This is a genomic window from Paenarthrobacter sp. TE3676 (assembly GCF_056279165.1).
Genome location: NZ_JBWBQU010000005.1, coordinates 378,356 through 404,854 on the forward strand (window position 1 = coordinate 378,356; position 26,499 = coordinate 404,854).

Sequence of the window (26,499 nt, forward strand, 5' to 3'; positions counted from 1 at the left end):
TAGCTCCCGGACGGCGCCGCCGCCGTTTAAGGCGCGTTACGCGCCCTGCCGGCCTGCGCCGTCGTCGTCCGCCTCCGGACGGGAAAGCAGCGACTCCACCCGAAAGTGCTTCAGTCCGCGGGCCCGGCGGTCGAAGCGGAGCCGCAGCTGTTTCGCGCGGATAATCCACAGCAAACCCACGACGGCGGTGCTGACGCCGGCAACCGCTGCAACGCCGACCGCCCATCGAGGGCCACCGACGTTGGCCACCAAACCCACCAACGGTGCACCGATGGGAGTGCCGCCCATGAAAATGGCCATGTAGAGGGACATGACCCGCCCTCGCATGACAGCCTCGGTGGTGGATTGCACGTAGCCGTTGGCGCTGGTGATCAAGGTCAGGGCGAACAGGCCACAGGGAACCAAAGCGAGCCCGAAGAGCACAGCGTTGGGTGCCAGGGCGGCCAAGGCGCTGGCCACGCCGAAGCCGCCGGCCGCCCCGAAGATCAACCTGAGACGCGGCCTTCCGCGTCGGGCAGCCAACAGTGCACCGGTCACCGACCCGATGGCCATGACCGAGTTCAACGCTCCGAACGCGCCCGCGTCCATGCCGAACTGGGTCCCCACCATCGCGGCGATGAACAGGGGGAAGTTGAGTCCGAAAGTGCCCACAATAAAGATCGCCACCAGGACCACCTGAATATCCGGCCTGTTCCTGACGTAGCGCAACCCCTCCCGGATGCGCCCTTTACCCGCCGCCGCCCTAGGCTGGATGCGGAGCGACGATGCGGGAATGAGTCTGAGCGCCCAGAGCATGGCCACGAAGGACACGGTATTGATGAGGAACACCCAGCCGGGGCCCACCACCACCGTCAGCACACCGGAGACCGCGGGCCCGATCATCCGGGCCACATTGAAGGAGGCACTGTTGAGGGCCACTGCGTTGGGAAGGTAATCGTCGGTGACGAGCTCGGAGACGAAAGTTTGTCGGACGGGAGCGTCCAGTGCGGTCACGATTCCCAGGAGCAAGGCAAAGAGGTAGACATGCCAAAGTTCGGCGATGCCCAGCAGTACCAGCACGCCCAACCCCGTGCTGAGGAGGGCCATGGCCACCAGGGTGAGGAGAAGCAGTTTCCGTCGGCTATAGCGGTCGGCCAACAGTCCCGCCCACGGAGCAAGGAAAAGCTGGGGCCCGAGTTGGAGGGCCAAAGTAATGCCCATGGCACCGGCGTCATGCGCTGTCAGGTGGTCAAAGACCAACCAGTCCTGCGCCGTGCGCTGCATCCACGTGCCGATGTTGGAGATCAGCGCACCGAAGAACCAGATGCGGTAGTTGAGGATTCCGAGTGACCTAAAGGTGGACATCAGCGTCCGCCTTCACTGTGGTCACCCCGGGTTTCCGCAACGCCTATTCAGCCCCGGCTTCGTCGTCGTCATCATCCTCATCGGAGTCAGCGTCATCGGAGTCGGCGTCAGCCGGTTCGGTGGCTTCATCTTCGGCCGCCTGCACGGACTCTTCCGAAACTTCCTCAACTGTCTCTTCGACCAGCGGCGTCTCATCCTCGGGGCGGACGCGCTTGGCCCACGGCACCCATTCGGGAGCCAGGATGGAGTCCTCGGAGGGCAGCAAACCGAGCTCGCTCACGGTCACGATCTTGGAGCGCGAGTTACGGGTCACCACGGCATACCACTGCCAGCCGCCGTAACCGGCGAGCCGGGATTCGAACAGGTGGGTCACCACGCGGTCGCCCTCCGACTTCGCCCCAAGGTGCGCCCCGACTTCGCCCGGGTTGGCTATGCCTTCAACTGCCTCACGTGCAGTATCGACGGCGGCAGCCAGGAACGCGTCCGGCTTACCGGTGCGCCACACGGGCAAACCGGCGCGGGACTTGGCCGCGACGGGCTTCCGCGCGGGGGCGTCCCCGTTTCCAGGAGCCTGGGCAGCGCCGGGGCCTACCTTGGTGTCCTGTGCGGATTCCGATGTCATGGCCGGTCCTAGGCTTCCAGCTCGTCGGCAACCTTGCGCAGCGCCATGCTGATTGCCTTGGCCTTGTTGCCGTCGGGGTACTTGCCTGAAGACAAGGAGCCGGAGAGGTTGTCCAGTACGGTGACCAGGTCCTGCACCATAGGTGCAAGGTCCCTGGCGTTCATGCGCTTGGCCTTGGCAATGGACGGTGTCTTCTCCAGGACACGGAGTCCCAGGGCTTGTGCTCCGCGGCGCCCGTCAGCCACACCGAACTCCACGCGGGTTCCGGCTTTGAGCTCCGTTACGCCCGCGGGCAGGGACGTCTTGGGCAGGAATACTTCCTGGCCGTCTTCAGCCGCGAGGAATCCGAACCCTTTTTCCTTGTCATACCACTTGACCTTGCCGGTAGGCACGTAATCAACCTTCTTCGTTCTTGCTTTTGGGAGACACGTCGGGCACTCACCGCATCCACAGGGATCTGCGGGATCGAGGGTGACAGCCCGGTCCGTGTTGGTCTGTTCCTTCAAGGTTATCCTGCCTGACCCCCTATTCCCGCTTTGCCGCGACCACGCCGTACACGAACAGGACAAGAGCCGCAGCAATGAACCGCCTTCGCGTGCTGCTGCTAGCGTTGTGGGCATGACTTCCCCGGGTTACCGCCGCCCCATCATGATCATCGCTGCCGTCATTGCCGTCATCTCTTTGGCTGCCGTCGGCACGGTCATGGCTGTGGCGTTCAACGGTGGCGTGCCGCCGGTATGGGTGACGTGGACGGCCCTTTACGGACTGCCCGTGGCCTTCATGCTCGCGGTAGTCCTGGTTGTTGACTCCGTACGCCAACGCCGCCGACAGTAACCTCCTGACCCGGTGACGGGCACGAGCGGCCCGGGGGCGGTAACGTTGGATTGATGTCCCTTATACGCGCGCTCAGCAAGGAACTCGAAGCGCGCAGCGACAATTCGCTGCGGGCCTTGTTTGCCGCGCGACCGGACCTGATCTCCCCCATGGCTCCCGACTTCCCGGCTTTGGCTGCCAGGGCTAGCGCCCGGGTCAGTGTCCAGAGGGCTTTGGAGCGGTTGAACAAGCCTGAAATGCAGGTCCTGGAAACACTTCACCTGTGCACCAATGCCGATACCGGTCACAGTATTTCCGCGGCCGGGTTGAAGAAGGTCATTGCCGGTTCCACCCTTTCGGCGCTGGACCCCATCCTCGCCAAATTGCAGGAATTGGCGCTGGTACACAGGGCAGACCCACCCGCTGGCTCGCCGGCAACGTCGTCCCGTCAGCGCTTCTACCTTCCCGTGGGCAGCCTCAAGGACGTCATCGGCATCTACCCGGCAGGACTCGGACGCAGCTACACCGAACTTGTACGGCTCCAACCAGCCTTTGCCCAGCGGGTAGTGCAGTTGGTGGCCGAGCTACATCAAAGCGGCGCGGGCATCCACCCCGCCAGCACTCCGATGGACGCAGCCTTGGCATTGCAGCGTTGGACTTCCTCTCCTGAGAACCTTCGTGCCATCCTCGCCACGGCGCCGGAGCGGACGGTGGGCTTGTTGGACAAGTTCGGCAGTTGGGCCATGGGCGCGGTACCCCAGGCACAGCGCCGGGCGTCGGTCACCCATGAAAGCCACGACGTCGGGCCTATCGATTGGCTGTTGGCGCGCGGCTTGCTGGTCCCTCTGGACGCCGCCCACGTAGAGCTGCCCCACAGTGTGGGTCTTGCCTTGCGCGGAGGGGCGATCGTGGATGATTTCACGCTGGCGCCACCTGTTCCGGAGCTCGGCCATACGAGTGCCGCCCTGAGACGCAACGCGGCCATGGGGGCCATTGCCGAAATTCTGCGGCTGACTGCCGAGCTGTTGTTCGCCGTCCGGGAGCAACCCTTGGCTACCCTCCGTAGCGGCGGTGTTGGTGTGCGCGAGCTGCGTCGTTTGGCGGAGTCGATCCGGTTGGGCGTCCATGAGACGGCCGTCCTCTTGGAATTGTGCGCCATGGCCGGGCTGCTCCGCTTGGAGGTGGACAGCTCCACGTGGATTCAGCCGCCGACGCTTGAATGGCTAAACCTGCCGAGGCAAGAACAGTGGCTGTGGCTGGTCAACGCCTGGCTGGCGAGTGAGCGGGCACCCTCCCTGGTGGGACAGCCGCTCACTGGTCCGTCGGCCTCGGCCGCCCACCAAGGCGCAGCCGGTACCACCATCAACGCCTTGTCCGCGGAAGCGCAGCGGCCCGACGCCCCGGTGGTACGCCGCCGGGTCCTGGAAATCCTCAACGAGCTCACCGTGGAGGCAGCAGCACCGGATGGAAAGGCACCCGTTTTGGATGCCCGAGCCGTCCTGCAGCGTGCAGAATGGGCGCAGCCGCGGATGTCCCGACGGTTCAGTTCCCTGGTCCGCGGCATCCTGGAGGAAGCCACGCTCCTGGGGCTGATGGGATCGGGTGCGTTGACCCAGCTGGGTTCGGCCATCGCTGACGGCCAACCGGACAAGGCCATGACCATCCTCGGCGAGCATTTGCCCGCCGCCGTGAACCACATCCTCCTCCAGGCCGATCTCACGGCTGTAGCGCCCGGCTACCTCGCGCCGGAACTCAGTGAAACACTGCTGTTGATGGCCGACGCAGAGGGCCAGGGCCCAGCATCGATCTACCGATTCTCTGCCAGCACCATTCGCAGGGCCCTCGACGCCGGACAGGATGCGGAATCGCTGCTGGCGTTCCTCCGTGAGCATTCCGCCACGGACGTACCCCAACCATTGGAGTACCTTGTCCAGGACACGGCCTCCCGGCATGGCCGCCTTCGTGTCGGCACGAGTGCCAGCTTTATCCAGAGCGACGACGAAACAGCCATCACCGATCTCCTCCGCGAGGCCCGGACGTCAGCCTTGAGCCTGGTGCGCATCGCCCCCACTGTCCTCACTTCCTCTGCCAGTCCACGTGAAACAGCGCGTGTCCTGCGCGAATTGGGCCTCTCGCCTGCCGTGCAGGAGGCTGAACCCGCCGTCGTACGCTTCAAACGGACCACGGCAGTGCCAGGCAGCGCCCGCCCGGTTTATACGGCGCCCAGAACAGCACCGCCGGACGACGACGTCGAGGCACAGCTTTCGGTCCTGCGGCAACACCGCGCGGTCCCGGCCGAAGCGACGGGCGAGACGGCCACCCAGCTCGGCTTGGAGACGCTACAAACGGCAATCCGGCTTAAACAGGCCGTCACCATGAACGTGGTGGACAGTTTGGGGAATGCCAACACCGAAACCGTTGTTCCTGTATCCGTCTCCGGCGGGCGTGTCAGGGTTTTCGATCCCGCCAAGGACACCGAACGGGTGTTGTCCATCCACCGGATCATCGATGTGGAACCCGCAGGAGAACTGCGTTCATGAAGAGGATTAAACAGTGACCGACGGTCCGCTGATCGTACAAAGTGACAAGACCATCCTGCTGGAGGTCGACCATGAGCTGGCTACGGAGGCCCGGCACGCAATCGCCGCCTTCGCCGAGTTGGAGCGCGCTCCGGAACACATGCACAGCTACAGGCTGACGCCGCTGGGTCTCTGGAACGCCCGGGCGGCAGGGCTGGATGCGGAGCAGGTGCTGGATACGCTGCTGAAGTACTCCCGTTTTCCCGTGCCGCATGCGCTGCTGATCGATATCGAAGAGACCATGTCCCGCTACGGCCGGCTCCGGCTTGAAAAGGATGCACAGCACGGACTGGTGATGCGGACGGACGATTACCCCGTCTTGGAGGAAGTCATCCGTGCCAAGAAAATCGCTCCACTGCTGGGGCCTCGGATTGATGGCGAAACCGTGGTGGTGCATTCGTCCCAGCGTGGACAGTTGAAGCAGCTGCTCCTCAAGTTGGGCTGGCCCGCAGAGGATCTTGCCGGCTACGTTGACGGTCAACCGCACCTCATCATGCTGGACGAAAGCAACTGGCAGCTGCGCCCGTACCAAAAGCTGGCCACGGAAAACTTCTGGGCCGGCGGCAGCGGCGTCGTCGTGCTTCCCTGCGGTGCGGGAAAAACACTGGTGGGTGCGGCAGCGATGGCCACGTCCTCCACCACCACGCTGATCCTGGTCACCAACACCGTCTCTGCCCGGCAGTGGAAGGATGAACTGCTCAAGCGGACGTCCTTGACCGAAGACGAGATCGGCGAATACTCCGGCGCGGTCAAGGAAGTCCGGCCGGTCACCATCGCCACCTATCAAGTCCTGACCACAAAGCGCGGTGGCCTGTACCCGCACCTGGAACTCGTTGATGGGCACGACTGGGGCCTCATCATCTATGACGAGGTGCACCTGCTCCCTGCCCCGATCTTCCGGATGACCGCGGACCTCCAAGCCCGCCGTCGGCTCGGCCTCACGGCGACGTTGGTTCGGGAAGACGGCCGGGAAGGTGAGGTGTTCAGCCTCATCGGGCCCAAGCGCTACGACGCACCCTGGAAGGATATCGAGGCTCAGGGTTACATCGCGCCCGCCGACTGTGTTGAAGTCCGTGTGGACCTCCCCCGCGACGAACGGGTGGCCTACGCCATGGCAGATGACGCCGATAAATACCGGCTCTGCGCTACTTCGGAGACCAAGACAAAACTGGTGGAAGAACTTGTGGCAGTCCATAAGGGCGAGCAGTTGCTGGTGATAGGCCAGTACATCGACCAACTCGATGAGATCGCCGAACGGCTTGACGCTCCCCTGATCAAGGGCGAAACCAGCGTCAAGGCACGGCAGAAGCTCTTCGACGCGTTCCGCAAGGGCGAGATCCACACGTTGGTGGTGTCCAAGGTGGCCAACTTCTCCATCGACCTCCCCGAGGCGTCGGTCGCCATCCAGGTCTCAGGTTCCTTCGGCTCGCGGCAGGAAGAGGCCCAGCGGTTGGGACGCCTCCTTCGCCCCAAGCAGGACGGCCGTGCGGCCAGGTTCTACTCCTTGGTAGCGCGGGACACGCTGGACCAGGATTTCGCCGCAAAACGCCAAAGGTTCCTGGCCGAGCAGGGCTACGCGTACAGGATCATGGACGCCAAGGACGTGGGCAAGGATGTTGGACAGGAGCAGTAGGCAGCCCCTGCCGGGATAATATCCGCAGGCTCTTGCTATTCATCTCCAGCAACTTTACGATTCCAAGTGAAGCTCTCCGCCCTTTTATGGTTGCCCCTGGTCCAGGCAACCAGGCGGCCAGCCGTCGGCAGTGGGGGAAGCCCGCAGCCAGGGAGCCGACGGTTTGAAGGCCTAGAAGAATCTGTGAATTGATTACCAGAGGATTCCCCATGCGCAAAGCCCTCCTGGTCCTCTCCGCGATCGTCCTGCTGTCAGCACTCGCACAGCTGTTCTTCGCCGGATACTTCCACTTCCAAAACACCATCGAAGCCCAGCGTGAAGCTGGCGTCTACCATGCCGTCAATGGCCAATATGTGCTGCGATACTCAGCATTGCTGGCAGCGATCGTAGCAGCGATCGCCAAGGTGGGGTCCCGCACCATCTGGTTGGCCGCGGGCATCTTCCTGCTGACCTGGCTTCAACTGTTCATCTTCATCATCGGCGGCATGCTGACCGGTTCCTCACCGGAATTCATCACCCCGGCAGGCTCGTGGGTAGTCTCCATCCACCCGATAGTTGGCGTGATGATGATCTTCATGTCCTATTGGTTGTTCAAGCGTGCCCGCGCGGCAGCCCTCAACCCTCAACCGCTGCCTCCCAAGGCTGCCTCCTCGGATGCTTCCACATCCTCCAGCACAGCGTGAGCACTTGCAGCTGTGAACACCTCGCAGCTGCTGGCGGTGGACCTGCTACTGTCCGTGCTTGCGGCCAGCGCGTGGATTGCCGCTGCTTGGATGACCGCGTCGTTGAGCGACAAGCCGCGCCGGAGTGACCTTGGGCTGTTGTTAGTGGGTATAGCCGTCGCAGTGACAGTGGGACGGTACGCATTGCTTCCCGCTTTGGTGGCGGGCAGTTGGTGGTTTGCCAGCGAACGCATAACCATCAATGTGCCTCTGACCGCCATCCCCGCGGCTTGGGCCGCGGCGGCCGGTGTTCCGTTCTTGCTGAGGAGGCGGAACACCGGCCCCAAACCTGCTGCACAAGATCCGCGACGATCCCGCGAGTGGGCGGTGCTGGCCATGATCGCAGCTGCCGTGTCAGCTGTGGCATCACTCGCCCTGACATTGCTCCTGGGGCCATTCCCGGCTCCTTGGAGCCTTGTGGTCTTGCTGTTCATGGTGGCGGCGTCCGTGCTGATCGCCAGGCTCGCACTGTTTTCGCCACGACCTTCGTCGAGACGTACGCAGTCAAACACGGCCGTTCGGGCAGAACGTCGAGGCGGCGCTTCTCCCGCCGGCATGCGTCCGACGGCGGCTACCGCGGTTGCAGGACTCATGATCTGTACGGCTTTGGGCTCCGGAGTCTTTGCCTGGCTTGGGAGCCGGTCCGCCGACGGCGCAACCATCGCTGCCGCCGTCGCGCATCATGGCGGTGCCGACGTTGTGGTGACGGATCCGACGTCGGTCAACAGCCTGGTCGGCGAAACCCCCGCCAACGCTGTGGTCCGGCACTACGAACTGACTGCCCGTGTGGAACAAGTAGTGCTGCCATCCGGGCAAACCACAGAGGCGTGGACTTACGGCAGCCTTCCGGGTCCAGCCCTGGAGGCCCAACTCGGCGAAGTGATGGAGGTGCTGCTGACCAACCGTGATGTGACTGCCGGCGTAACCCTTCATTGGCACGGTTACGACGTTCCCAACGCCATGGATGGGGTGGCCGGGGCAACACAGGACGCCGTCATGCCCGGGGAATCCATGACCTATCGCTTCCTTGCCGCCCAGGCAGGCACCTACTGGTACCACACGCATCAAGATTCAGCCGAGGGGGTCCGCAAGGGCCTCTACGGCACGTTCGTTGTGCACCACCCTACTTCGCCCCGTGCCGACACGGACGTTGTGGTGGCCGGGCACGACCTCAGCGGTCTGGGGTTGCTGGGCTCCTCAGACCGTGCCACCGCGCATACTGCCACCCCTGACTCAAGCGTGCGGGTCCGGCTCATCAACACCGATTCCGTGCAGCAGCGATACCTCATCCAAGGCACGACCTTCAAAGCCGTTGCGGTTGATGGAACCGAGGTGAACCAGCCGCAGGAAGTGACCAACAAACTGGTCCGACTTGGCGCCGGCGGCCGGGTGGACATCGCCTTCACCATGCCTGATTCCACCGTCACCGTTCGTTCTGACGCTGCGGCAAATGCCGTAGTCGTCATCGCCCCGTCTGGCTCCGCCGTCGCGGATCAATCAGCCAAACCCGAGGAGATGGTTCCGGAAAAGGCGCCAGCAGGCGTTTTCGTCACCATGCCCGTGCTGGACCTTTTGGAGTATGGCAAACCCGTGGGCGGGGAACTGGATGGTGCTGGGGAACTGCATGGTGCTGGGAAGGCGGCAGAGCTCGTCCGGCCGATCACGCGCGAAGAGGTGATGGTGCTTGACCGGCAGTTCCGTTTTGTTGACGGGATTCCCCGGTACGCGTTCACCGTGAACGGGGCGGCATATCCGCTGGTTCCGTCCATCGAGGTTGCCGAGGGCGACACCGTAAAGGTGACGGTAGTGAACCGCACCTCCGAGCCGCATCCCATGCATCCCCACGGACATCACGTGCAAGTACTAAGCAGGAACGGCGTAGCTCCAAGTGGGTCACCACTCATCCTGGACACCGTGGATGTGTTGCCGGGCGAAGTGTGGGAGTTGCTGCTTCACGCCGATAACCCAGGCATCTGGATGGACCACTGCCACAACTTGGACCACGCCGCCGAGGGGATGATGATGCTGCTGAAGTACCAAGGTGTGTCATCGCCGTTCGTGCACGGCGGACACTCCAACAACCGGCCGGAGTGAGCTGGTCGGGCTGAGTGAGCTGGATGGGCCGAGTGAGCTGGATGGGAGGCTTGTGCCTCAGGCGACCATCCGGCTGGTGACCTCAATCTTGACGTGGTCCACCACGGCCCACCCGTCCTGATCGCGGAGTTGGGCACTGGCGAACCGCTCGGCTGCGGCCAGATCCTCAAAATCCTCTCGCCGGATGCGGCCGGAATCGGTGTCCAGGTACGTCACGTGGAACTCGACGTCACTGTCACGGTGCTGGTGGATGCCTGCGGGAGCTGCTGTGTTTGCCATGTTTTAAGTGTGGAGCGGGGCACTGACATTTTTAGAAGCATCCGTGGGCGTGTTCGGATTTCGACCACCCAAGACCTCCACCGCTTCAGGGTTTCCGTAGATACAGCGCTGAAACGTCACGGACGATTTCGCTGAGCACATCAAGCACACGGGACGCCGTTCGCCAGCGTTGCCAGTAGAGCGGCACATCGATGGGATGGTCGGGGGCGATCTCGATCAGCCTGCCGTCGGCGATTTCCGGTCCGCATTGAACTTCCGGGATTAGCCCCCAGCCGAGTCCCAAGCGGATCGCGTCGCCGAAGTCCTGGGAAGCCGGGACGTAATGACGCGGTCCTTTCCGTTCCGGAAGCGGCTCACCCTCAGCCTTGAATGCCGACTGCACAAAGGCCCACTGGTACGTGTCCTTGCGGTCGAAGTCCACGGTGGTGGCGGCATTGAGCGCGGCCCCGGTCAAGCCGCTTCCCGAGTCCAGTCCCTCCCACAATTCCGGGAACCAACGGTCCACAAAATGCGGTGCCGCAACCGCGCGGTACCGCATCACCCCGAGGCTCTCCACCCGGCACCCCTGCACAGGCTCTGGCGTGGCGGTGACGGCAGCCATAACCGTTCCTGAGCGCAGCAACGAAGTGGAGTGTTGTTCGTCGTCCCGGTGAAGGTCGAAGGTGACATTGAGGTCTGCGGGAACCTTGGCCAACGCTTGGAGGAACCACACCGCCAGCGAATCCGCGTTGACCACGATCGGCACGGCCAACTGCGCCCCGTCGGCGCCCAAGCCCAGTTCCCGCCCGGCGTCAGCTTCGAGTTGTGCCACCTGCCGCGCAAGACGCAGCACAACCTCGCCTGCTTCAGTGGCTTTGGCAGGGTTGCTGCGTTGCAACAGCACGCTGCCAGTCGACTGCTCGAGCGCCTTCAGCCGTTGGGAGACGGCCGACGGCGTGATGTGAAGCAAGCGCGCAGCAGCGTCCAGCGTGCCCTCGGAGAGGACGGTAGCGAAGGTCAGCAGCTGCTCGGAGGGAAAGTGAGGCATAAGAGTATCTTATGTTGTGTGAGAATCTTTAGCTGGTCTAAAGAGGGGGATGAACGTAATTTCCAAGGGTGAACCTTACTGATTTCTTCCACTCCGCAGGCCTGGGCATGGCCACCGGACTCGCCCTCATCGTCGCCATCGGAGCCCAGAACGCTTTCGTACTCCGGCAGGGAATCCGCGGCGAGCACATCGTCCCTGTCGTGGCGGTGTGCGCGTTAAGCGACGCCGCCCTTATCGCTGCCGGAGTCCTTGGCACCGGCGCCCTCATTACGGCAGCTCCGGACGCCGTCGTCGTTCTTCGCTACGTGGGGGCAGCCTTCCTGGTGACGTACGGCGTCATGGCCGCCCGCCGGGCGTTGCGCCCGCAATCACTGAAAAGTGCAGGGCCGGCCCACGACGGCGCAAAGCGCAGTCTCGCTGCCGCCGTTACCACCGTGCTGGCACTGACATGGCTCAACCCGCACGTCTACCTGGACATAGCCCTCCTGGGCTCGATAGCCAGCGCTCAAGGAGCTCAACTGCAATGGTGGTTCGGTGCCGGGGCCATGCTGGGCAGCATCGTATGGTTCGCCTCCCTTGGATTCGGCGCACGCTACCTCCGCGGCTTCTTCGCCCGGCCACTGTCTTGGCGATTCCTGGATGGCGGCATCGCAGTGACCATGGTGGCGCTGGGAACCGGGCTAGCACTGGGGGCCTGAACCCGGACAAGTTAACTGGACGCAGCCACGCAGTCCGCTCACATGCAGCATCCAGTGAACTCCCAGATTCTGGGAGCATCATGGATGTCATGAAAAAGAACGGTCCCGAAGCCAAGCTTCTCGTTGTCGACGACGAGCCCAACATCCGCGAGCTGCTGTCCACGTCGCTGCGTTTTGCAGGCTTCGAGGTCGTCGCGGCCGCCAATGGTCGCGAAGCCCTCGCCGCGGCCGATCTCCACTCTCCGGATCTGGCAGTCCTGGACGTCATGTTGCCGGACATGGATGGCTTCACGGTGACCCGGCGCCTCCGCGCTGCCGGCAAGCACTTCCCCGTCCTGTTCCTCACAGCGAAGGACGACACCGAGGATAAAGTCACGGGCCTCACTGTGGGCGGCGACGACTACGTCACCAAGCCCTTCAGCCTGGACGAAGTGGTGGCCCGCATCCGCGCAGTCCTCCGCCGCACGCAGCCGTTGGAGGACGACGACGCCGTTATCCGGGTTGACGATCTTGAACTCGACGACGACGCCCATGAGGTCCGCCGGGGTGGCACCGTGATCGAGCTGTCCCCCACCGAGTTCAAGCTCCTGCGCTACCTCATGCTGAACCCCAACCGTGTACTTTCCAAGGCCCAGATACTGGACCACGTCTGGGAGTACGACTTCAACGGCGACGCCTCGATCGTGGAGTCCTACATCTCCTACCTGCGACGCAAAGTGGACATCGATCCGGATGCCGCGGCCCTCATTCAGACCAAGCGCGGCGTAGGCTACGTGCTGCGAACGGCAGAGAAGCGCTGACCCTTGCTGCTTCGCTGGAAATCGGCGTCCCTGAGGTCGCAGCTCGTCGCCATCATCATGGGCCTGCTCTTGCTTGCCCTGGCGGCCACGGGCGCGGGAACGCTGACGCTCGTCAAGAGTTACCTGCAGGGCCAGGTGGATGACAAACTCAAGGCCGCCGTTGCTTTGGCCCTGGACCAGCAGTCCTTCGACAAGCTGGCCCCACCCAACCCGGCGACTGACGAGCCAGCCCAGCCGAACCCGGAGGCTCCCACCGAATCCGCCGTGCCCACAGACTACTCGCTGACGTTGTACGTGCCAGGCTTCGCACCTTATCCCTACGCGGGCAGCCAAAGTGATCGTCCCGCAATCGCCAACATCACCCCCGCTGAAGCGAAGCTCCGCGGCAACTCCCCCTTCCAAGTCAAGGGCACGGCCGGTACAAACTGGCGGGTGGTGGCCATTGGCGTCAGATCCGATGGTGGCCAGAACGGCGTCATGATCATTGGGCTGCCGCTCACTCCCGTGGACAAAGTGATGGAGCACGCTGTCCTGGTAGTTGTAGGCGTCGGCCTCTTGACGCTCGTGTTGGCGTTCTTCATCGCCACCTGGACTGTTGCCCGCTCCTTCCGTCCACTCGCCAAGGTTGAAAAGACAGCTGCGGCCATCGCGGCCGGTGACCTGTCCCGCCGCGTGGAAGTGGACAATCCCCACACCGAGGTTGGCCGCCTGGGCGGTTCCCTTAATGCCATGCTTGCCCACATCGAGGCTTCCTTTGCTGCCCGCGCCGCTTCCGAAGGGCGCATGCGCCGCTTCGCAGCGGACGCCTCCCACGAGCTGCGAACGCCCTTGGTAACCATCCGGGGCTTCTCTGAGCTATACCGTCACGGGGCCTTGGCAACCAAAGAGGATGTGGCGATGGCGATGGGCCGGATCGAAAGCGAAGCCAAGCGCATGGGCTCCATGGTGGAAGACCTGTTGATGCTGGCCCGCCTTGATGAACAGCGTCCGCTTCAGCTCAAGCCTGTGGACCTGCAGCTCCTTGCACACGATGCCGTGGTTGACACCAAGGCCTCATCCGGAGACCGGAGTATCACGCTCACAGGGCTCGACGGCGCCGCCCCCACTGCCGCGCCGGTCCAAGGTGACGAAGCCAAACTTCGGCAGGTCATCGGGAACCTCGTGGGAAATGCGCTGCGGTACACGCCAGAGGGAAGCCCCATAGAACTGGCCGTCGGTGTTCGTGACACCCCCAGCGGTTCAGTTTCCGTCATCGAAATCCGCGATCACGGGCAGGGCATTCCGGAATCTGAAACCAACAAGATCTTCGAGCGCTTCTACCGTGCTGACACCTCGCGGACCCGCGAGACAGGCGGCAGCGGCCTCGGTCTGGCGATTGTTGCCGCGATCGTCGGTTCCCATGGCGGTACGGTCCAAGTGGCGGACACCGACGGCGGCGGTGCCACGTTGGTGGTCAGCCTTCCGTTCCATGAGGAATCGGCCGAGCTCCTGTCCACCTAACGCCTTTGTCCACATAGCGCCTTTATCCACATAGCGACGAACACCCATTTTGCGGCTGCGGGAGGCTGCCTAGGCTCGATGTTGTAGCCACGCATCCCCGCCGCAAACCGCGGAACCTCTTCGTCGAAAGGCACCACCCATGAGCGTCATCTCCGTCGATACCGAATTGCTCCAGCTCAAATCAGCCAACGTCAAAGGAACTGTTGATCGCATCAGCTCCGATGTGCAGACCATGCGGCGTGGCCTGGAGGAACTTGAGGCGACCTGGCGGGGAACAGCTGCCACGAATTTCCAGGCGCTTGTCCTGGAGTGGTCGCTGACGCAAAGCAAGGTCGAGGCTTCCTTGGCTTCCATCAACATTGCCTTGTCCTCAGCTGCCACGAGCTATTTGGAAGTGGAACAAGGAAACACCCAGCGCTTCACGTACTAGCTGCCCCGCCCCGGTCCTCCCTCACCCATGAACTCCTGCGGGGCTGGCTGCCTTCCCCCTGTGCAGCCGCCTCGCAGGTCATGAGGGATTTGTCTCCGGGTTAGGTTTCCGGGGTTAGTTATCGGGGGCTATTTCTCGACAGTCCCTTGGTGGAACCGCAGCCGCCATTGACCGCGGTCGAGCATCCAGACGGAACTGCGGAGCGCCGAGCCCGTGTGCGCGAAACTACGGTAGTTCAGCAGGATGGTGTTGTCGCTGAGCCTGTCTGCGCTGAGCAGTTCAAGTTCCGTCGGTTCACCGGGGTCCTCTTCCAGCGCCATCATCATGGCGTCCCGTGTCCAAAACCTGCCCGAACTACCGATCTCCGCGAAGTCAGGGTGGAGCAGCACACCGATCCTGCCGATGTCCGCCCTCACGTCCGGCCTCAGCAGTTCCCGTTCCAACGCCAGAACTGTGTCCTCAGCTGACAGTTGCTGCGCCGACGCGTCATCTTCCAATTCGCTGAAGAGATCGGCTTGGCCAAAGATGCCGGACTCACCAAAGAGCGTGGGCTCAAAGTGCGGACGGGAGCTGCGGTCAACCTTGGCGGGTGCGGAACCAGCGCTTGCCGACGAGACGCCGGCGGCAGCGCTTGCAGGGACCGGCTCGGAGGAACGGGTTTGTGCTGCGCGGGCTTCCGTTTGCGGCTGAGATCCAAGCTGTTCCTGCGCACCCGGGAACCCGGGGCCAGCACGGTGCGCTACGCCCTGCTGGTAGGCCGTGGCAACGGCGCGTGCGCGCTCATCGGCGGCTTCGTTGAGGTCGTGACCAGCGTGGCCCTTAACCCATTCGAAGGTGTATTTTCGGCCGACGATCGCTTGGTCGATGTCCTTGAGAAGGTCCACGTTCAGCACGGGCTTGCCGTCGGCCTTCCGCCAGCCCTTCCGCTTCCAGCCCGGCATCCACTTGGTGATGCAGTTGATGACGTACTGACTGTCGCAAAGGATCAGCAATTCTTCTTGTGGCACGTGGGCCGTCGACCGAAACAGGTCGAGGACGGCCATCAATTCGCCCTGGTTGTTGGTACCGTGCGGCCAACCTCCTGCTCGCCAACAGGAGTCGTCAACATACCAGGCCCAACCGGCCGGCCCAGGATTACCGAGGGCGGACCCATCGGCGGCAGCAATAATCGTCATGGGGTTAATCCTGCCAGACCCCACCGACACTAAAACCGTGATAGCACCCAACTGAGTCGCAGTACAGGCCGTTATGAGGGCTCAAAAGGGCATCATCTGCTACCTACTTGGGTCTGCAGCCCTGACGTACAGCTTTGACGAGGGAACAAAACGGCGGCCCCCACCAAAATGGTGAGGGCCGCCGTCGTGATGCTGTTCAGCGTGATGCCGGGCGCTGTATTGCTACAGCCGGGTGGCTTAGAAGCCGCCCATGCCGCCCATGTCGTCGCCACCGGCAGCCGGAGCGTTCTTCTCAGGCTTGTCGGCAACTACGGCCTCGGTGGTCAGGAAGAGACCAGCGATGGAAGCAGCGTTCTGGAGAGCCGAGCGCGTGACCTTTACGGGGTCGTTGACGCCGGCAGCCAGAAGGTCTTCGTAGACACCCGTGGCAGCGTTCAGGCCGTGGCCGGAAGGCAGGCCGCGAACCTTGTCCACCACAACGCCCGGCTCGAGGCCAGCGTTGAAAGCGATCTGCTTCAGCGGTGCGTCGATGGCAACCTTGACGATGTTGGCACCGGTTGCCTCGTCACCCTGCAGGGTGAGGTTGGCGAATGCCTTGGCGCCTGCCTGGATGAGGGCAACGCCACCACCGGCAACGATGCCTTCTTCAACGGCAGCCTTTGCGTTGCGGACTGCGTCCTCAATGCGGTGCTTGCGTTCCTTGAGCTCAACTTCGGTTGCGGCACCGGCCTTGATGACTGCAACGCCGCCGGCCAGCTTGGCCAGGCGTTCCTGCAGCTTCTCACGGTCGTAGTCCGAGTCGGAGTTCTCGATCTCGGCGCGGATCTGGGCCACGCGGCCTGCGATCTGCTCGGCGTCGCCGGCACCTTCAACGATGGTGGTCTCGTCCTTGGTGACAACAACCTTGCGGGCGGTGCCGAGGAGTTCCAAGCCAGCGTTCTCGAGCTTGAGGCCAACTTCTTCGGAGATGACCTGGCCACCGGTGAGGATGGCGATGTCGGCCAGCTGGGCCTTGCGACGGTCACCGAAGCCCGGAGCCTTGACGGCAACGGACTTGAAGGTGCCACGGATCTTGTTGACGATCAGGGTGGCCAGAGCCTCGCCCTCGATGTCTTCGGCGATGATCAGCAGCGGCTTGTTGGACTGCATGACCTTCTCCAGAACCGTGACGAGTTCCTTCACGTTGGAGATCTTGGAGTTGACGATCAGGATGTACGGGTCTTCGAGGACCGTTTCCTGGCGCTCTGCGTCAGTGACGAAGTAAGCGGAGATGTAACCCTTGTCGAAGCGCATGCCTTCGGTGAGTTCGAGCTCCAGGCCGAAGGTGTTGGATTCCTCGACCGTGATGACGCCTTCCTTGCCCACCTTGTCCAGGGCTTCGGCGATGAGGCTGCCGATTTCCGGGTCGCCGGCGGAGATGGAAGCCGTAGCTGCGATCTCTTCCTTGGTTTCGATTTCCTTGGCGGAGGCCAGCAGTTCGCTGATGACTGCCTCAACGGCCTTCTCGATACCGCGCTTGAGGGACAGCGGGTCGGCGCCGGCGGCAACGTTGCGCAGGCCTTCCTTCACCAGTGCCTGGGCGAGAACGGTTGCAGTGGTGGTACCGTCGCCAGCGACGTCATCCGTCTTCTTGGCAACTTCCTTGACCAGTTCTGCACCGATCTTCTCGTAAGGATCGTCCAGCTCGATCTCCTTGGCGATGGAAACACCATCGTTGGTGATCGTGGGGGCGCCCCACTTCTTTTCGAGGACGACGTTGCGTCCACGCGGGCCGAGGGTGACCTTGACGGCGTCTGCGAGGATGTTCAGGCCCCGCTCGAGGCCGCGGCGTGCCTCTTCATCAAATGCAATGATCTTGGCCATAACGGCGGTAGTCCTTTCGGGACAGTCGTTAAGAAGGTACCTATCAGATGGGGTGCCCGCGACGGACGGTCTTTCGCTTGGGGCCTCTGTATGCCCCGCGCTCCGGACCTCACCCCACCAAGGTGTTTCTTGATCCTCCGCCGGCCCGATGCCTGTCCGCCGCCGGGGTCAACCGGGCCGGACTTAGCAGTCGAACCATAGGAGTGCTAAATCAATAATTAGCACTCGACCGGGGAGAGTGCAAGCAGAGATGCCACTTTGCTCTATAAACAAAGGGCTTTCAGCCATGGGCTGACAGGAATTGGCGTAGACGCCGCGATCGAACTACGCGACGCGGACGCCTTCGGCTTGCGGACCCTTCTGGCCCTCCCCCAGTTCGAACTCAACCCGCTGGCCTTCTTCGAGGGCGCGGAAGCCATCCATCTGGATGGCGGACCAGTGCACAAAGACGTCGTCGCCGGATTCATCCACAGTGATGAATCCGTAGCCTTTTTCGGCGTTGAACCATTTGACGGTTCCCAAAGCCATGATGCCCACACTTTCGCAGTAGCCAAGACCGGTAGCCGGGATCTCCGTACCGGAATTAGTCCACTGTAACCACTGTCACTAGCGCCGCGCTGCCGTGGAGGGGCAGGGCACCACTTTTGTTATTGAGGCTTAACCGAGTTGCGGCATTTCAGCTCAGGAACGGGCTCAATGCCTACTGGTAACCGGGCCCGGCCACAACCACCAGCGGCTGTTGAACCTCGGGCGTTTCCACGATCGTCTGGATGCCCAGCAAGGTACCCAGCGCTTCCGCGTTGGCCTTCTGCTCCGGAGCGTTGTAGAAGATCACGGACGTCTGCTGCGGCAGTCCGCCCCAGTTTCCTACAGTGCTCAGCGCCCAACCGTCGCCCTGGACGAGGCCTGCCACCCGTCCGGCCAACCCTGCCGTCCCGGCGCCGTTGTAGACGGCCACAGGAGTGGCCTTGTCCACGGGAGACGAAGACGGAGTGGCGGAAGGAGATTCCGAGGGCGTCGGTTCACTGCTGGGTTCGCTGGAAGCGGGCGGGGCACTGCTGGATTCGGTGGGCGCAGCGGACGGTGCCGCAGAGGTCTGCAGCGGCGCCGGCGTCGTGGTGTTGGACGAAGCGCTGGGTGCTACCAGCCCAAGGTTGGGGAGGATCAGGAAGGCCACCAGCCCGAGCACCAGGGCCACCGCCCCAACGGTCAGGACCGGCCACAGGGTGGGGCGTGCAGTCTCTTGGGCGTCGCGGTGAACGCCTTGGCGGGACGTGTTCTGCGGAACCTGGTCGAATTCGTCCTTGGCATATTTGGTCATGGTGAAGCGGTGTCCTTGCTGGTTGCTGCTGACAGATCAGCCTGGCGATTTACGCGTCGGACCCCAAGCGACGTGCAGTCCTCGCACGCTGGCGGGACGTACGTAGTCTACGCAGTCTCTTGACGAGCATGGGATCGTGGGCCAACGCATCCTCGGTGTCTATGAGCGCGTTCAGGATCTGGTAGTAGTGTGTGGCAGAGAGATCAAACAGCTCGCGGATAGCCTGTTCCTTGGCTCCGGCGTACTTCCACCATTGCCGCTCCAGCGCCAGCATCTGCTGGTCACGCTCACTCAGCGGCGAGTCACTGCGGGTCTCGGCCGCCAGGTCCTCAAGGGCGAAGCCTGTTGCCTGCGACGCCATAGGTTCCGGTGCTGGTTCTGCCACGGCACACTCCTTCGACGCTCGTTGGGGGAAAATGTCCTACCCCCATGTTACGGGCGAATAACAACGGTGTCATTCGCAGGTCGTGCGGCGCGCGGGAGACAATGGCCTGGTGACTGGCGAGGATGCACTCTTTGATCTTGAACCTGCTGATACTACTGAACCGGGTTTCGCCGCCCTGCTCAAACAGCCGCTGGATGAGCTGGTGGCTCCCGATTGGGCCGATGCATTGCGCCCGGTTGAAGGCCAGCTCCGTGAAGCCTTGGACTACGTAGCACGCCAATCGGCCAACGGCGCCCAAGTTCTGCCGTCTGCAAAGAACCTGCTGCGCGCCTTCAAACAGCCGCTGGCCGACGTCAAAGTCTTGATCCTCGGCCAGGACCCTTACCCAACCCCGGGCCACGCCATCGGGTTGTCGTTCGCCGTTTCCCGCCCTACCCGACCCATTCCTCGGAGCCTCGCCAACATCTACCGCGAACTCCACGATGACCTCGGCCTCCCGCCCCGCGTCCACGGCGACCTCAGCGCTTGGGCGGAGCAGGGCGTCCTGCTCCTTAACCGCGTCCTCAGCGTCGAAGCGGGAAACGCCGGCTCCCACCGCGGCAAAGGTTGGGAAGCAGTCACGACGGCGGCGGTCACCGCCGTCGCCAACCGCACTGACGGCGCCGGGCGGCAGAGTCCGCTGGTGGCGATCCTGTGGGGCAAAGATGCCCAAGGTGTGGTGCCCCTGCTGGGCGGGGCACCGTCCATCGCCTCGGTCCACCCAAGTCCACTCTCTGCATCACGAGGATTCTTCGGCTCCAAGCCCTTCAGCCGGACCAATGAGCTGCTCATTGGCTTGGGGGCTGAGCCCATCAATTGGGAATTACCCGTTCTGTAACCCTGTTCGGCCAGGTCTGTAACCTTCGACTCATACCCAGCCGACGCGCAGGAAATTAGCTTAGGCTTACCTTCATGACCGCTCTCCCCGTCACTTCGTCCGCCTCACGTAAAACCCGTCCGCAGGTGAACCTGACCGTCCTGCGAAATGAACGCCTGTCACCGCACATGGTGCGGATTGTGGCGGGCGGACCTGGTTTCACTGACTACGCGAACAACGAATATGTGGACCGCTATATCAAAATCGTGTTTCCGCAGCCGGGTGTCGAGTACGAACTCCCGCTGGACTTGTGGGCCATCCGCGAGACCATGCCCCGTGAGCAGTGGCCTCACACTCGCACGTACACCATCCGCTGGGTAGACCTGGAAGCACAGGAACTGGCCATCGACTTTGTGGTGCACGGTGATGAAGGACTGGCCGGTCCTTGGGCCGTCGCCGCCAAGCCCGGCGATTCGCTCATCTTCACAGGTCCAGGCGGTGGGTACAGCCCCGCCCCCGGGGCCGATTGGTACTTGTTCGCCGGCGACGACGCCGCGATACCAGCCATTGCGGCCTGCGTGGAGGCCCTTGCTCCCGATGCCCGCGGAACCGTGTTCCTTGAAGTGGATAACGAGGCCGACATTCTTCCGATTTCCGCCCCTGCCGGAGTGGAGTTGCACTGGCTCCTCCGCAAGGGCGTCCAAGCGGGTTCCAGCGAGCTGCTTCTTGACGCCCTTCGCACCACCGAATGGTTGCCTGGACGCGTGGACGTCTTCGCCCACGGCGAGCGGGGCTATATGAAAGGACTCCGCGAGATCTTCTTCGTGCAGCGCGGCTTGGAGCGTTCGCAGGTCTCACTGTCCGGCTATTGGGCGCAGGGTCGCGTAGAGGAAGTTTTCCAAGCAGAGAAGAAGCTCCCAGTGGGACAGATCTAGCCTCAGTCCTTAAAGCCGAACGGCGCCGCCTCCTGGCGGCGCCGTTCGTTTTTTGACGCTAGCGCCTGCGTACCCTGCGCCGCTCGTTGCTGGACAGACCCTTCGTCAGGGGCCTGGCCAGGTTGTCACCGAGCACGATGCCGGCCGCAACGCCCAGCACAATGGCGCCGGCGTTGAGCATGCCACCCGCACCCAGCAGTATGTTGCCGCCTTCAACGGTCAGGGCGTACATGGAACGGAAGATCGTCAGACCGGGAAGCAGGATCAGCGCGGCCGGGACGGCCACTACAAGTTGCGGAGCACCCAGCTTGAGCGCCACGACGCGGCCCAGCAAGCCGATAACCACCGCAGCGACGGCTGGCGACAAACGGTCGCCGAGGCCGGCTTCGCCAACACCCCACAAGACGAAGAAGCCCACTATGCCCACTGCCGCCGTCGGGAGTAACAGCCGCATTTGCGTCTGCTCGGTGACGCCGATGGCGACCACCGCAATAGCAATAAGGACTGCTTGAATCCACAAGGGATACGCGTCGGGGAATGTCTGGGTTACGTCCAGGACTGCGCTGCCCATCAGCGTTCCAACCACTACTGCGACGCCAATCCCCGCAACGATTGCGCCGAAAGTGAGCAACGTGGAGAGGAAGCGACCCGCGGCCGTTACCGGGAAGCCGTTGATGGCGTCTTGTACCGATGAAACAAGACGGCCCGTGGGGAGAAGCAGCAGGATTCCACCCGCCACCACAATGGATGGCGCAATTTCCACACCTGCCCAACGCAGCATCAGCGCGATGAAGGTGACCAGGAACGCGCACGCCATGGTGTTGAAGAAGTCAGCCGTCCGCCATCTGGCAAGTTGCCGGGAGAGCAGGCTGATCAGGATGTTGGAACCAAAAGCCACCGCGGACGCACCGATGCCACCACCCAGGACACCCACGAAGACGGCGGCGAAGATGCCGAAGGCCATGGTGACCATCCACCGTGGGAAGGGTTTGGCACTGCGGATGATTTCATTCAACCTGCGCACGGCTTCGTCACGGCCCACTCCCCCGGCCACGATGTCCGTGACCAACTGGTGAACCTGGGCAAGGCCGGCGTAATTGTTGGTCCACGAGCGCACCACACGGAGCAGCGTGATGGGCGTCTGGTCCTTAGGCGCGTAGTTGATGGCCACCGACTGGTTGGTGATGTCCACTTCCACGTTCTTCAGGCCAAGGGCAGCCGTGACCGCAATCATGCTGGTCTCCACCTCAAGGGCGCCCGCACCGTAACGGAACATCACTTCGGCCAGATGAAGGGCGAAGTCGATGGTCTTGCGGGCCGAAGCGTCCACACCCACCACTTGGATGGTGGGGTTGGCGTAAGGACTCCCGGCCAACCGGTCCACGATGTTCATGGGCGCCGTCGGCGGGCTGTCACCTTGAACCAAGCGCATCAGCATGCGTTTGGCGTTGACGTTCTGCCGGACCTGGGACGGCCGCAACGGCTGGGTCTTGGGCAACCCGTCGGTATGGGGCCTGTTGGCGGACCCGTCGGGGCGTTCAGTCACGCGGTGATCCTCCCTTGGCTTGTGTGATTAGCGGTTCCTCCGAAATTTTCCTACTACCGGCAATTTCTCAAGTGGCAATCGTCCCAGTACTGTCTGGGCGACCCCTGCAAACTTCCTGACCGCACGGTAGCCGTGGAAGACGAGCGGGTTCACCGGCGCGACGAAATCACCCACCAACTGGACCACCTCGCCACCGAAGCCCTTCTTGAATTCGTACCCGCCGTGCCCGGTCTCATCCTGGCCCTGGATGCCGAACGTGCCGTAGAAGTTGTAGCGCGAATAACCATTGTTCAGTGCGTGCAACATCATGCCCCAGTACAAGGACGTGGCGCCGTTGAAATAGATGTAGTCCTGAACCGTGCCACCAATGACGCACACCAGCTCGTCACCGGAGCACGCAAAATGGATGGCAGCAACCGTAGCGACACCGACGGAATCGGGGAAACGTTCAATGTCCTTGAGGCTGCGCTCGTAGCTGTCCACGAGGTCCTGGACAACTTTGATGCGGTTGGCTTTCTTCTTGCTGCCGGTCTCCTCGACCTCACGTTTAAGGTCTGCCAAGGTCTTGGATTCGGCATCCAGACGCTCCGTGATGGAGGCCCGATATTCGGGAATGTTGATCTTGGCCATCATGAGCTTGGTGAACTCGTCCGAAGTATTCCGGAGGAGTTGCTCGTAGTACTCGCGTTCCCGGTAGGTGAAGCCCTTCTCGTCGCCGGCTGTGCTCAGTGCGTTGTAGAACTCATCCAGCGTTTCCAGCGTGGCCTGTTCCAGGTAGACGCCGTTCTTCTCGGCTTTACGGATGGCCTTGCGGGTGCGGTAGTTCATGCCCATGATGAGCTCTTCGGAATCAGCGATTCCGTCGAGTTGCTTGATGAACATCCAGTTGATGTTGGCGAAGTTCATGTCGAAGCCCTGATGCTTGAAGCCCAGGCCTTCAAACTCCTTCAGTAGTGGACGGTTGTCCTCAACTTCAGGGTGTTCGGCGCCCTCTTCATCACGCGCAATGTACCGGATGTTGGGAGAGATACGCAGCTCTGCAGCTTTCTTCGAGGCCGCATGCTTTTTCAACTGCTCGACGACGAAGCGCACCACGGCGGGGTCGCTGTAGTCCATCAGGGGCCCCTTGGCGCAATCTGCGGTTTTGTAGCCCAGGCGGTTGGACGAGTAGACAAGTTTCCCCGCAGCAATGAGGCTGTCGCCGCGCGTCACGCCAAAAAGCTCAACTTCCTGGCCACGGGCACGCTGGAAGCGCGTGAGGTCCATGGACTGGATGAAGCTGCCCTGGGGATGTCCCTTGGCGAATGTCTCGAAATCAGCGTCACTGAGAATCACGAATTCCATGTCGGTTCCAGCCTCGATCGGAGTCAAAGAAATTACCTCACCTATAAAGTAGATTGCACCCGTTGGTGGCCGGGGCGGGCCTGAAGTTGGTTTGCTGGCTGCGGATGGCCGTCAGTAGAACTGGCCACCGGTACGCATGGTTTCGAGTCGACGGAAGATGCGTTCCGCACCCGTGAGCCACAGCTTGTGGCGGACAGGTCCCAGGACAAGGTCATAGCAACCCACAAAGTCCGTTACGGTCTTGGTGAAGCTCGTCTTGAACAATCCCATGCCGTACAGGGGGTGGGTCTTGTCCTTGATCCTCGCTGCGGGGGGCGTGCCACAGAAGTCGTACTCCACGCATCCGAGTTCCTGCATGCGCTGGATCGCCGCCCACTGGGCCAGATGGGAATCACCGTACTGTTTGCGGTTCTGGGTGGAGCCGCCGTCCTTGTACGTAGCTTTGGATCCGTAGTTGATGACGAAAGCACCGACACTTGGTGCACCGTCTTCGTGGATGAAGAAGAAGTGTCCCTGGCCGCGGCTGCAGAACTCTTCCCAGAACTTGGAATAGTACTCGTAGCTCCGCAGCGGCATGGCACCCTTGGCGTTCACGGTGTTCTGCATGAGGGCGTAGAGCTTGCGGTAGCTGTCTTCGCCCGGCTCAGCCTGAACCACCTCGCAACCCTCACGTTCAGCCCTGCGAACTGCGTTGCGGGCACGTGAAGAAATGCTGCGCAAGACTTCATTAGCGGGCGCTGCAATGTCCAGCAACGCCGTGGAGTCATTGGACTGGATGTTGGGAGCTTTCACCAAACCAGCAGCTTGAAGTTCTGCCACGGCCTCAGCCGAGTCACCAATGTCAGGCTCGATCTTGATGGTGAAGACGTTCATCTTCTTCTCACGGGCCAGGGCGGCTACTGCTTTCAGGGCGGGCTGGATGTCGCTGACATCCAGGACGTCCGGTCCCTTGATGAGGTACCAAAGCCGACCCATCACAGGGAACTTCTTCTCCAGGAGCAGGTTGTAGCTGCTGTAGTCCTGGGTCTCGATGACGAGCCGGCGGACCAACCAGCCGTTACCGTCCTTGACTGCCGCGTAGGCGTCCGACTGCAGCATGTTGCCGCCGTTCGGATTCGCCGTGACGTGCTTGTCCCAGTTATCGATTTCCTCGGCGGTGGCAAAGCGGGCGGTAAATTCTCGCAAGGTGGCCGTGTCCAATCTCAGGGTTTTGGTGCGGTGTTCAAAAGCGTAGTGCGCATGCGGACATGCAGCCCCAAGTCTATCGGGGTATGTGGATATCCCCCGATTCTGCTGGTTATCAAGGGCTCAGAGCCTGATCTGGTCTGCCTTCTCCAGCCTGATGGCCCGGAGTTCCACGCCGGATTCCCGCTGCCCACTGACAAGTCGGTCTGCGCCGATGAGCCTGCTGAGGCTGAGCCCGGTAAGGTCCGCGATCTGCCCAATAGGTACTTGGAACGTCCTGAACGGTCCAAGCGGCGGTGGTTCACCTTCAAGGAGCCGTTGGCTGATGGCCTTCTTTAGCTCCACTTTGCCCAGCATCGGCGATTGGTCCAGGACAAAGCCGACGGCGGCCAGCTTGGCATCGTTGGTCCATGCCACGATCTTCCAGAACTTTCGAGGGATCTGAACTCCCCTATATACGGGATCGTCATCGAGGAACACCGGCCCCGTGAACACGCTCAGCTTTGCTTCATGCGCATCGGCGTGGCCCAAAACGTGGTCTTCGAGCCCTACCCAGAGCTCTTTGCCTTGGTTGAAGTCATCAATCTGTGGTGCCGCGTTGGTGTAACTAAACGTGTCCTGGTTGGCTTTTTTGGCTGTTGCGGCGTCGCCCCACACGGGATCCAGGCGCCGGACCAGGTGCCCGCGATCAAAGGCGTTGCTCTTGTACAGATCCGGGCCAGCCTGCTGCTCCCGTGGGATCCTGTCATCCAAATGCCATGAACCCTCGCGGGCCAGGGGTATCAGTTCCTTGCCGTTGATGTTCACACCCACAATCGCCGCGAGCTTCCGGGAAGCCCGGAAGCGTACAGAAAAGTGGGTGTAGTCCAAAAGTGTCGTAGTAGCCGACGGACTGGGCAGTTCAAGCCGTGTCCGCAAAAAGTCCCTGCTGTATCCCCCGCTCATGGATACAGCATGGCATCAGGGACTGACAGAATTAGGGCGTCGGGCCTTTCGCCGCTCAAGGAGTGCCACCAGAATGCCCACCAGCGGCCCAGCGACAGGGGCTGCGAACGCCAGCACCACCAACGCAATCCGAACTCCGGGTGAGAAGGATTTCGTGCTGAGTACCAGAACCAGGGCAGCCATGACCAAGAGAACTGCCACTGCTCCGACTCCCAACACTGCGGCCTCCCACACCGTTGGAATTAAGGGATTTACTTCATCATTCATGCATTCCCCCCAGACATGATCTGAAATCTCAGCCTACAGACTCAGCATTCGACGACGTTGACGGCGAGGCCGCCCATCGCGGTTTCCTTGTACTTGGAGGACATGTCCTTGCCCGTCTCACGCATGGTCACGATCA

The 26,499-nt window shown here is 62.3% G+C and carries 26 protein-coding genes; 11 read left to right on the forward strand and 15 right to left on the reverse strand.

Features of this window, described 5'->3' with window-relative positions:
* Positions 1 to 36: 36 nt before the first annotated feature.
* From ACZ881_RS14525 to ACZ881_RS14535, 3 genes are read right to left on the reverse strand one after another with little or no spacing between them, the layout of a single operon-like run.
* Complete coding sequence (locus ACZ881_RS14525; protein ID WP_476116454.1) at positions 37 to 1,344, reverse strand: MFS transporter; 1,308 nt, start codon at positions 1,342 to 1,344, stop codon at positions 37 to 39.
* A 43-nt stretch (positions 1,345 to 1,387) separates the two neighbouring features.
* Positions 1,388 to 1,966 (reverse strand): DUF3027 domain-containing protein, encoded by a 579-nt coding sequence (locus ACZ881_RS14530; RefSeq protein WP_364308093.1) that lies wholly within the window; start codon positions 1,964 to 1,966, stop codon positions 1,388 to 1,390.
* 8 nt (positions 1,967 to 1,974) lie between these two features.
* Positions 1,975 to 2,358 (reverse strand): cold-shock protein, encoded by a 384-nt coding sequence (locus ACZ881_RS14535; RefSeq protein WP_011773749.1) that lies wholly within the window; start codon positions 2,356 to 2,358, stop codon positions 1,975 to 1,977.
* 226 nt (positions 2,359 to 2,584) lie between these two features.
* On the opposite strand from ACZ881_RS14535, the gene ACZ881_RS14540 reads away from it, so the two are divergent.
* From ACZ881_RS14540 to ACZ881_RS14560, 5 genes are all read left to right on the forward strand, one after another.
* On the forward strand, positions 2,585 to 2,800 hold the full coding sequence (locus ACZ881_RS14540; protein WP_091467555.1) for a hypothetical protein: 216 nt from the start codon (positions 2,585 to 2,587) through the stop codon (positions 2,798 to 2,800).
* A 53-nt stretch (positions 2,801 to 2,853) separates the two neighbouring features.
* Positions 2,854 to 5,319 carry a helicase-associated domain-containing protein gene (locus ACZ881_RS14545; RefSeq protein WP_476116457.1) on the forward strand — a complete coding sequence of 822 codons (2,466 nt, stop codon included), beginning with the start codon at positions 2,854 to 2,856 and terminating at the stop codon, positions 5,317 to 5,319.
* 13 nt (positions 5,320 to 5,332) lie between these two features.
* Positions 5,333 to 6,991: a DNA repair helicase XPB gene (locus ACZ881_RS14550; protein WP_091465708.1), complete on the forward strand. Its 1,659-nt coding sequence runs from the start codon at positions 5,333 to 5,335 to the stop codon at positions 6,989 to 6,991.
* Positions 6,992 to 7,200: 209 nt separating this feature from the next.
* Complete coding sequence (locus tag ACZ881_RS14555) at positions 7,201 to 7,674, forward strand: hypothetical protein (RefSeq protein ID WP_054809041.1); 474 nt, start codon at positions 7,201 to 7,203, stop codon at positions 7,672 to 7,674.
* Between the two features lie 12 nt (positions 7,675 to 7,686).
* A complete protein-coding gene (locus ACZ881_RS14560) occupies positions 7,687 to 9,807 on the forward strand; it encodes a multicopper oxidase family protein (protein WP_476116460.1) in 2,121 nt (706 codons plus the stop codon).
* A 57-nt stretch (positions 9,808 to 9,864) separates the two neighbouring features.
* Here ACZ881_RS14560 and ACZ881_RS14565 read toward each other — a convergent pair whose 3' ends face one another.
* Together ACZ881_RS14565 and ACZ881_RS14570 are read right to left on the reverse strand one after the other, a co-directional pair.
* Entirely contained in the window at positions 9,865 to 10,086 is a 222-nt protein-coding gene (locus ACZ881_RS14565; RefSeq protein WP_476116462.1) for a hypothetical protein, read from the reverse strand.
* Positions 10,087 to 10,171: 85 nt separating this feature from the next.
* Positions 10,172 to 11,113, reverse strand: coding sequence for a LysR family transcriptional regulator ArgP (locus ACZ881_RS14570; RefSeq protein WP_476116464.1), 942 nt, complete (start codon positions 11,111 to 11,113; stop codon positions 10,172 to 10,174).
* A gap of 68 nt (positions 11,114 to 11,181) precedes the next feature.
* On the opposite strand from ACZ881_RS14570, the gene ACZ881_RS14575 reads away from it, so the two are divergent.
* The 4 genes from ACZ881_RS14575 to ACZ881_RS14590 all read left to right on the forward strand — a co-directional run bounded on the left by ACZ881_RS14575 (position 11,182) and on the right by ACZ881_RS14590 (position 14,541).
* Entirely contained in the window at positions 11,182 to 11,811 is a 630-nt protein-coding gene (locus ACZ881_RS14575) for a LysE/ArgO family amino acid transporter (RefSeq protein WP_476116466.1), read from the forward strand.
* An 89-nt stretch (positions 11,812 to 11,900) separates the two neighbouring features.
* Positions 11,901 to 12,611, forward strand: coding sequence for a response regulator transcription factor (locus ACZ881_RS14580; protein WP_024819794.1), 711 nt, complete (start codon positions 11,901 to 11,903; stop codon positions 12,609 to 12,611).
* Positions 12,612 to 12,614: 3 nt separating this feature from the next.
* Positions 12,615 to 14,111, forward strand: coding sequence for a sensor histidine kinase (locus ACZ881_RS14585; RefSeq protein ID WP_178994255.1), 1,497 nt, complete (start codon positions 12,615 to 12,617; stop codon positions 14,109 to 14,111).
* Between the two features lie 139 nt (positions 14,112 to 14,250).
* A complete protein-coding gene (locus ACZ881_RS14590) occupies positions 14,251 to 14,541 on the forward strand; it encodes a WXG100 family type VII secretion target (RefSeq protein ID WP_091465698.1) in 291 nt (96 codons plus the stop codon).
* A gap of 128 nt (positions 14,542 to 14,669) precedes the next feature.
* On the opposite strand, the gene ACZ881_RS14595 is transcribed toward ACZ881_RS14590, so the two are convergent.
* From ACZ881_RS14595 to ACZ881_RS14615, 5 genes are all read right to left on the reverse strand, one after another.
* Positions 14,670 to 15,716, reverse strand: coding sequence for a ribonuclease HI family protein (locus ACZ881_RS14595; protein ID WP_091465697.1), 1,047 nt, complete (start codon positions 15,714 to 15,716; stop codon positions 14,670 to 14,672).
* Between the two features lie 237 nt (positions 15,717 to 15,953).
* Positions 15,954 to 17,579, reverse strand: coding sequence for a chaperonin GroEL (groL, locus tag ACZ881_RS14600; protein ID WP_089593895.1), 1,626 nt, complete (start codon positions 17,577 to 17,579; stop codon positions 15,954 to 15,956).
* A gap of 324 nt (positions 17,580 to 17,903) precedes the next feature.
* Positions 17,904 to 18,107 carry a cold-shock protein gene (locus tag ACZ881_RS14605; protein ID WP_011773737.1) on the reverse strand — a complete coding sequence of 68 codons (204 nt, stop codon included), beginning with the start codon at positions 18,105 to 18,107 and terminating at the stop codon, positions 17,904 to 17,906.
* 172 nt (positions 18,108 to 18,279) lie between these two features.
* A complete protein-coding gene (locus tag ACZ881_RS14610) occupies positions 18,280 to 18,900 on the reverse strand; it encodes a LytR C-terminal domain-containing protein (RefSeq protein WP_476116470.1) in 621 nt (206 codons plus the stop codon).
* 49 nt (positions 18,901 to 18,949) lie between these two features.
* Positions 18,950 to 19,285 (reverse strand): DUF3263 domain-containing protein, encoded by a 336-nt coding sequence (locus ACZ881_RS14615; RefSeq protein ID WP_024819788.1) that lies wholly within the window; start codon positions 19,283 to 19,285, stop codon positions 18,950 to 18,952.
* 106 nt (positions 19,286 to 19,391) lie between these two features.
* Between ACZ881_RS14615 and ACZ881_RS14620 the strand changes: the two genes are divergently transcribed.
* Together ACZ881_RS14620 and ACZ881_RS14625 are read left to right on the forward strand one after the other, a co-directional pair.
* Entirely contained in the window at positions 19,392 to 20,162 is a 771-nt protein-coding gene (locus ACZ881_RS14620) for a uracil-DNA glycosylase (protein ID WP_476116502.1), read from the forward strand.
* Between the two features lie 74 nt (positions 20,163 to 20,236).
* Positions 20,237 to 21,076 (forward strand): siderophore-interacting protein, encoded by an 840-nt coding sequence (locus tag ACZ881_RS14625; RefSeq protein ID WP_476116472.1) that lies wholly within the window; start codon positions 20,237 to 20,239, stop codon positions 21,074 to 21,076.
* A 58-nt stretch (positions 21,077 to 21,134) separates the two neighbouring features.
* Here ACZ881_RS14625 and ACZ881_RS14630 read toward each other — a convergent pair whose 3' ends face one another.
* The 5 genes from ACZ881_RS14630 to ACZ881_RS14650 form a co-directional block, all read right to left on the reverse strand.
* On the reverse strand, positions 21,135 to 22,622 hold the full coding sequence (locus tag ACZ881_RS14630; RefSeq protein ID WP_091465688.1) for a threonine/serine exporter family protein: 1,488 nt from the start codon (positions 22,620 to 22,622) through the stop codon (positions 21,135 to 21,137).
* Between the two features lie 27 nt (positions 22,623 to 22,649).
* A complete protein-coding gene (locus ACZ881_RS14635; RefSeq protein WP_420180294.1) occupies positions 22,650 to 23,966 on the reverse strand; it encodes a peptidoglycan bridge formation glycyltransferase FemA/FemB family protein in 1,317 nt (438 codons plus the stop codon).
* Between the two features lie 111 nt (positions 23,967 to 24,077).
* Positions 24,078 to 25,166 carry a lipid II:glycine glycyltransferase FemX gene (locus ACZ881_RS14640; RefSeq protein WP_476116475.1) on the reverse strand — a complete coding sequence of 363 codons (1,089 nt, stop codon included), beginning with the start codon at positions 25,164 to 25,166 and terminating at the stop codon, positions 24,078 to 24,080.
* Between the two features lie 108 nt (positions 25,167 to 25,274).
* Complete coding sequence (locus ACZ881_RS14645; RefSeq protein WP_476116478.1) at positions 25,275 to 26,096, reverse strand: DNA/RNA non-specific endonuclease; 822 nt, start codon at positions 26,094 to 26,096, stop codon at positions 25,275 to 25,277.
* A gap of 15 nt (positions 26,097 to 26,111) precedes the next feature.
* Positions 26,112 to 26,363: a hypothetical protein gene (locus ACZ881_RS14650; protein ID WP_476116480.1), complete on the reverse strand. Its 252-nt coding sequence runs from the start codon at positions 26,361 to 26,363 to the stop codon at positions 26,112 to 26,114.
* Positions 26,364 to 26,499 lie beyond the last annotated feature (136 nt).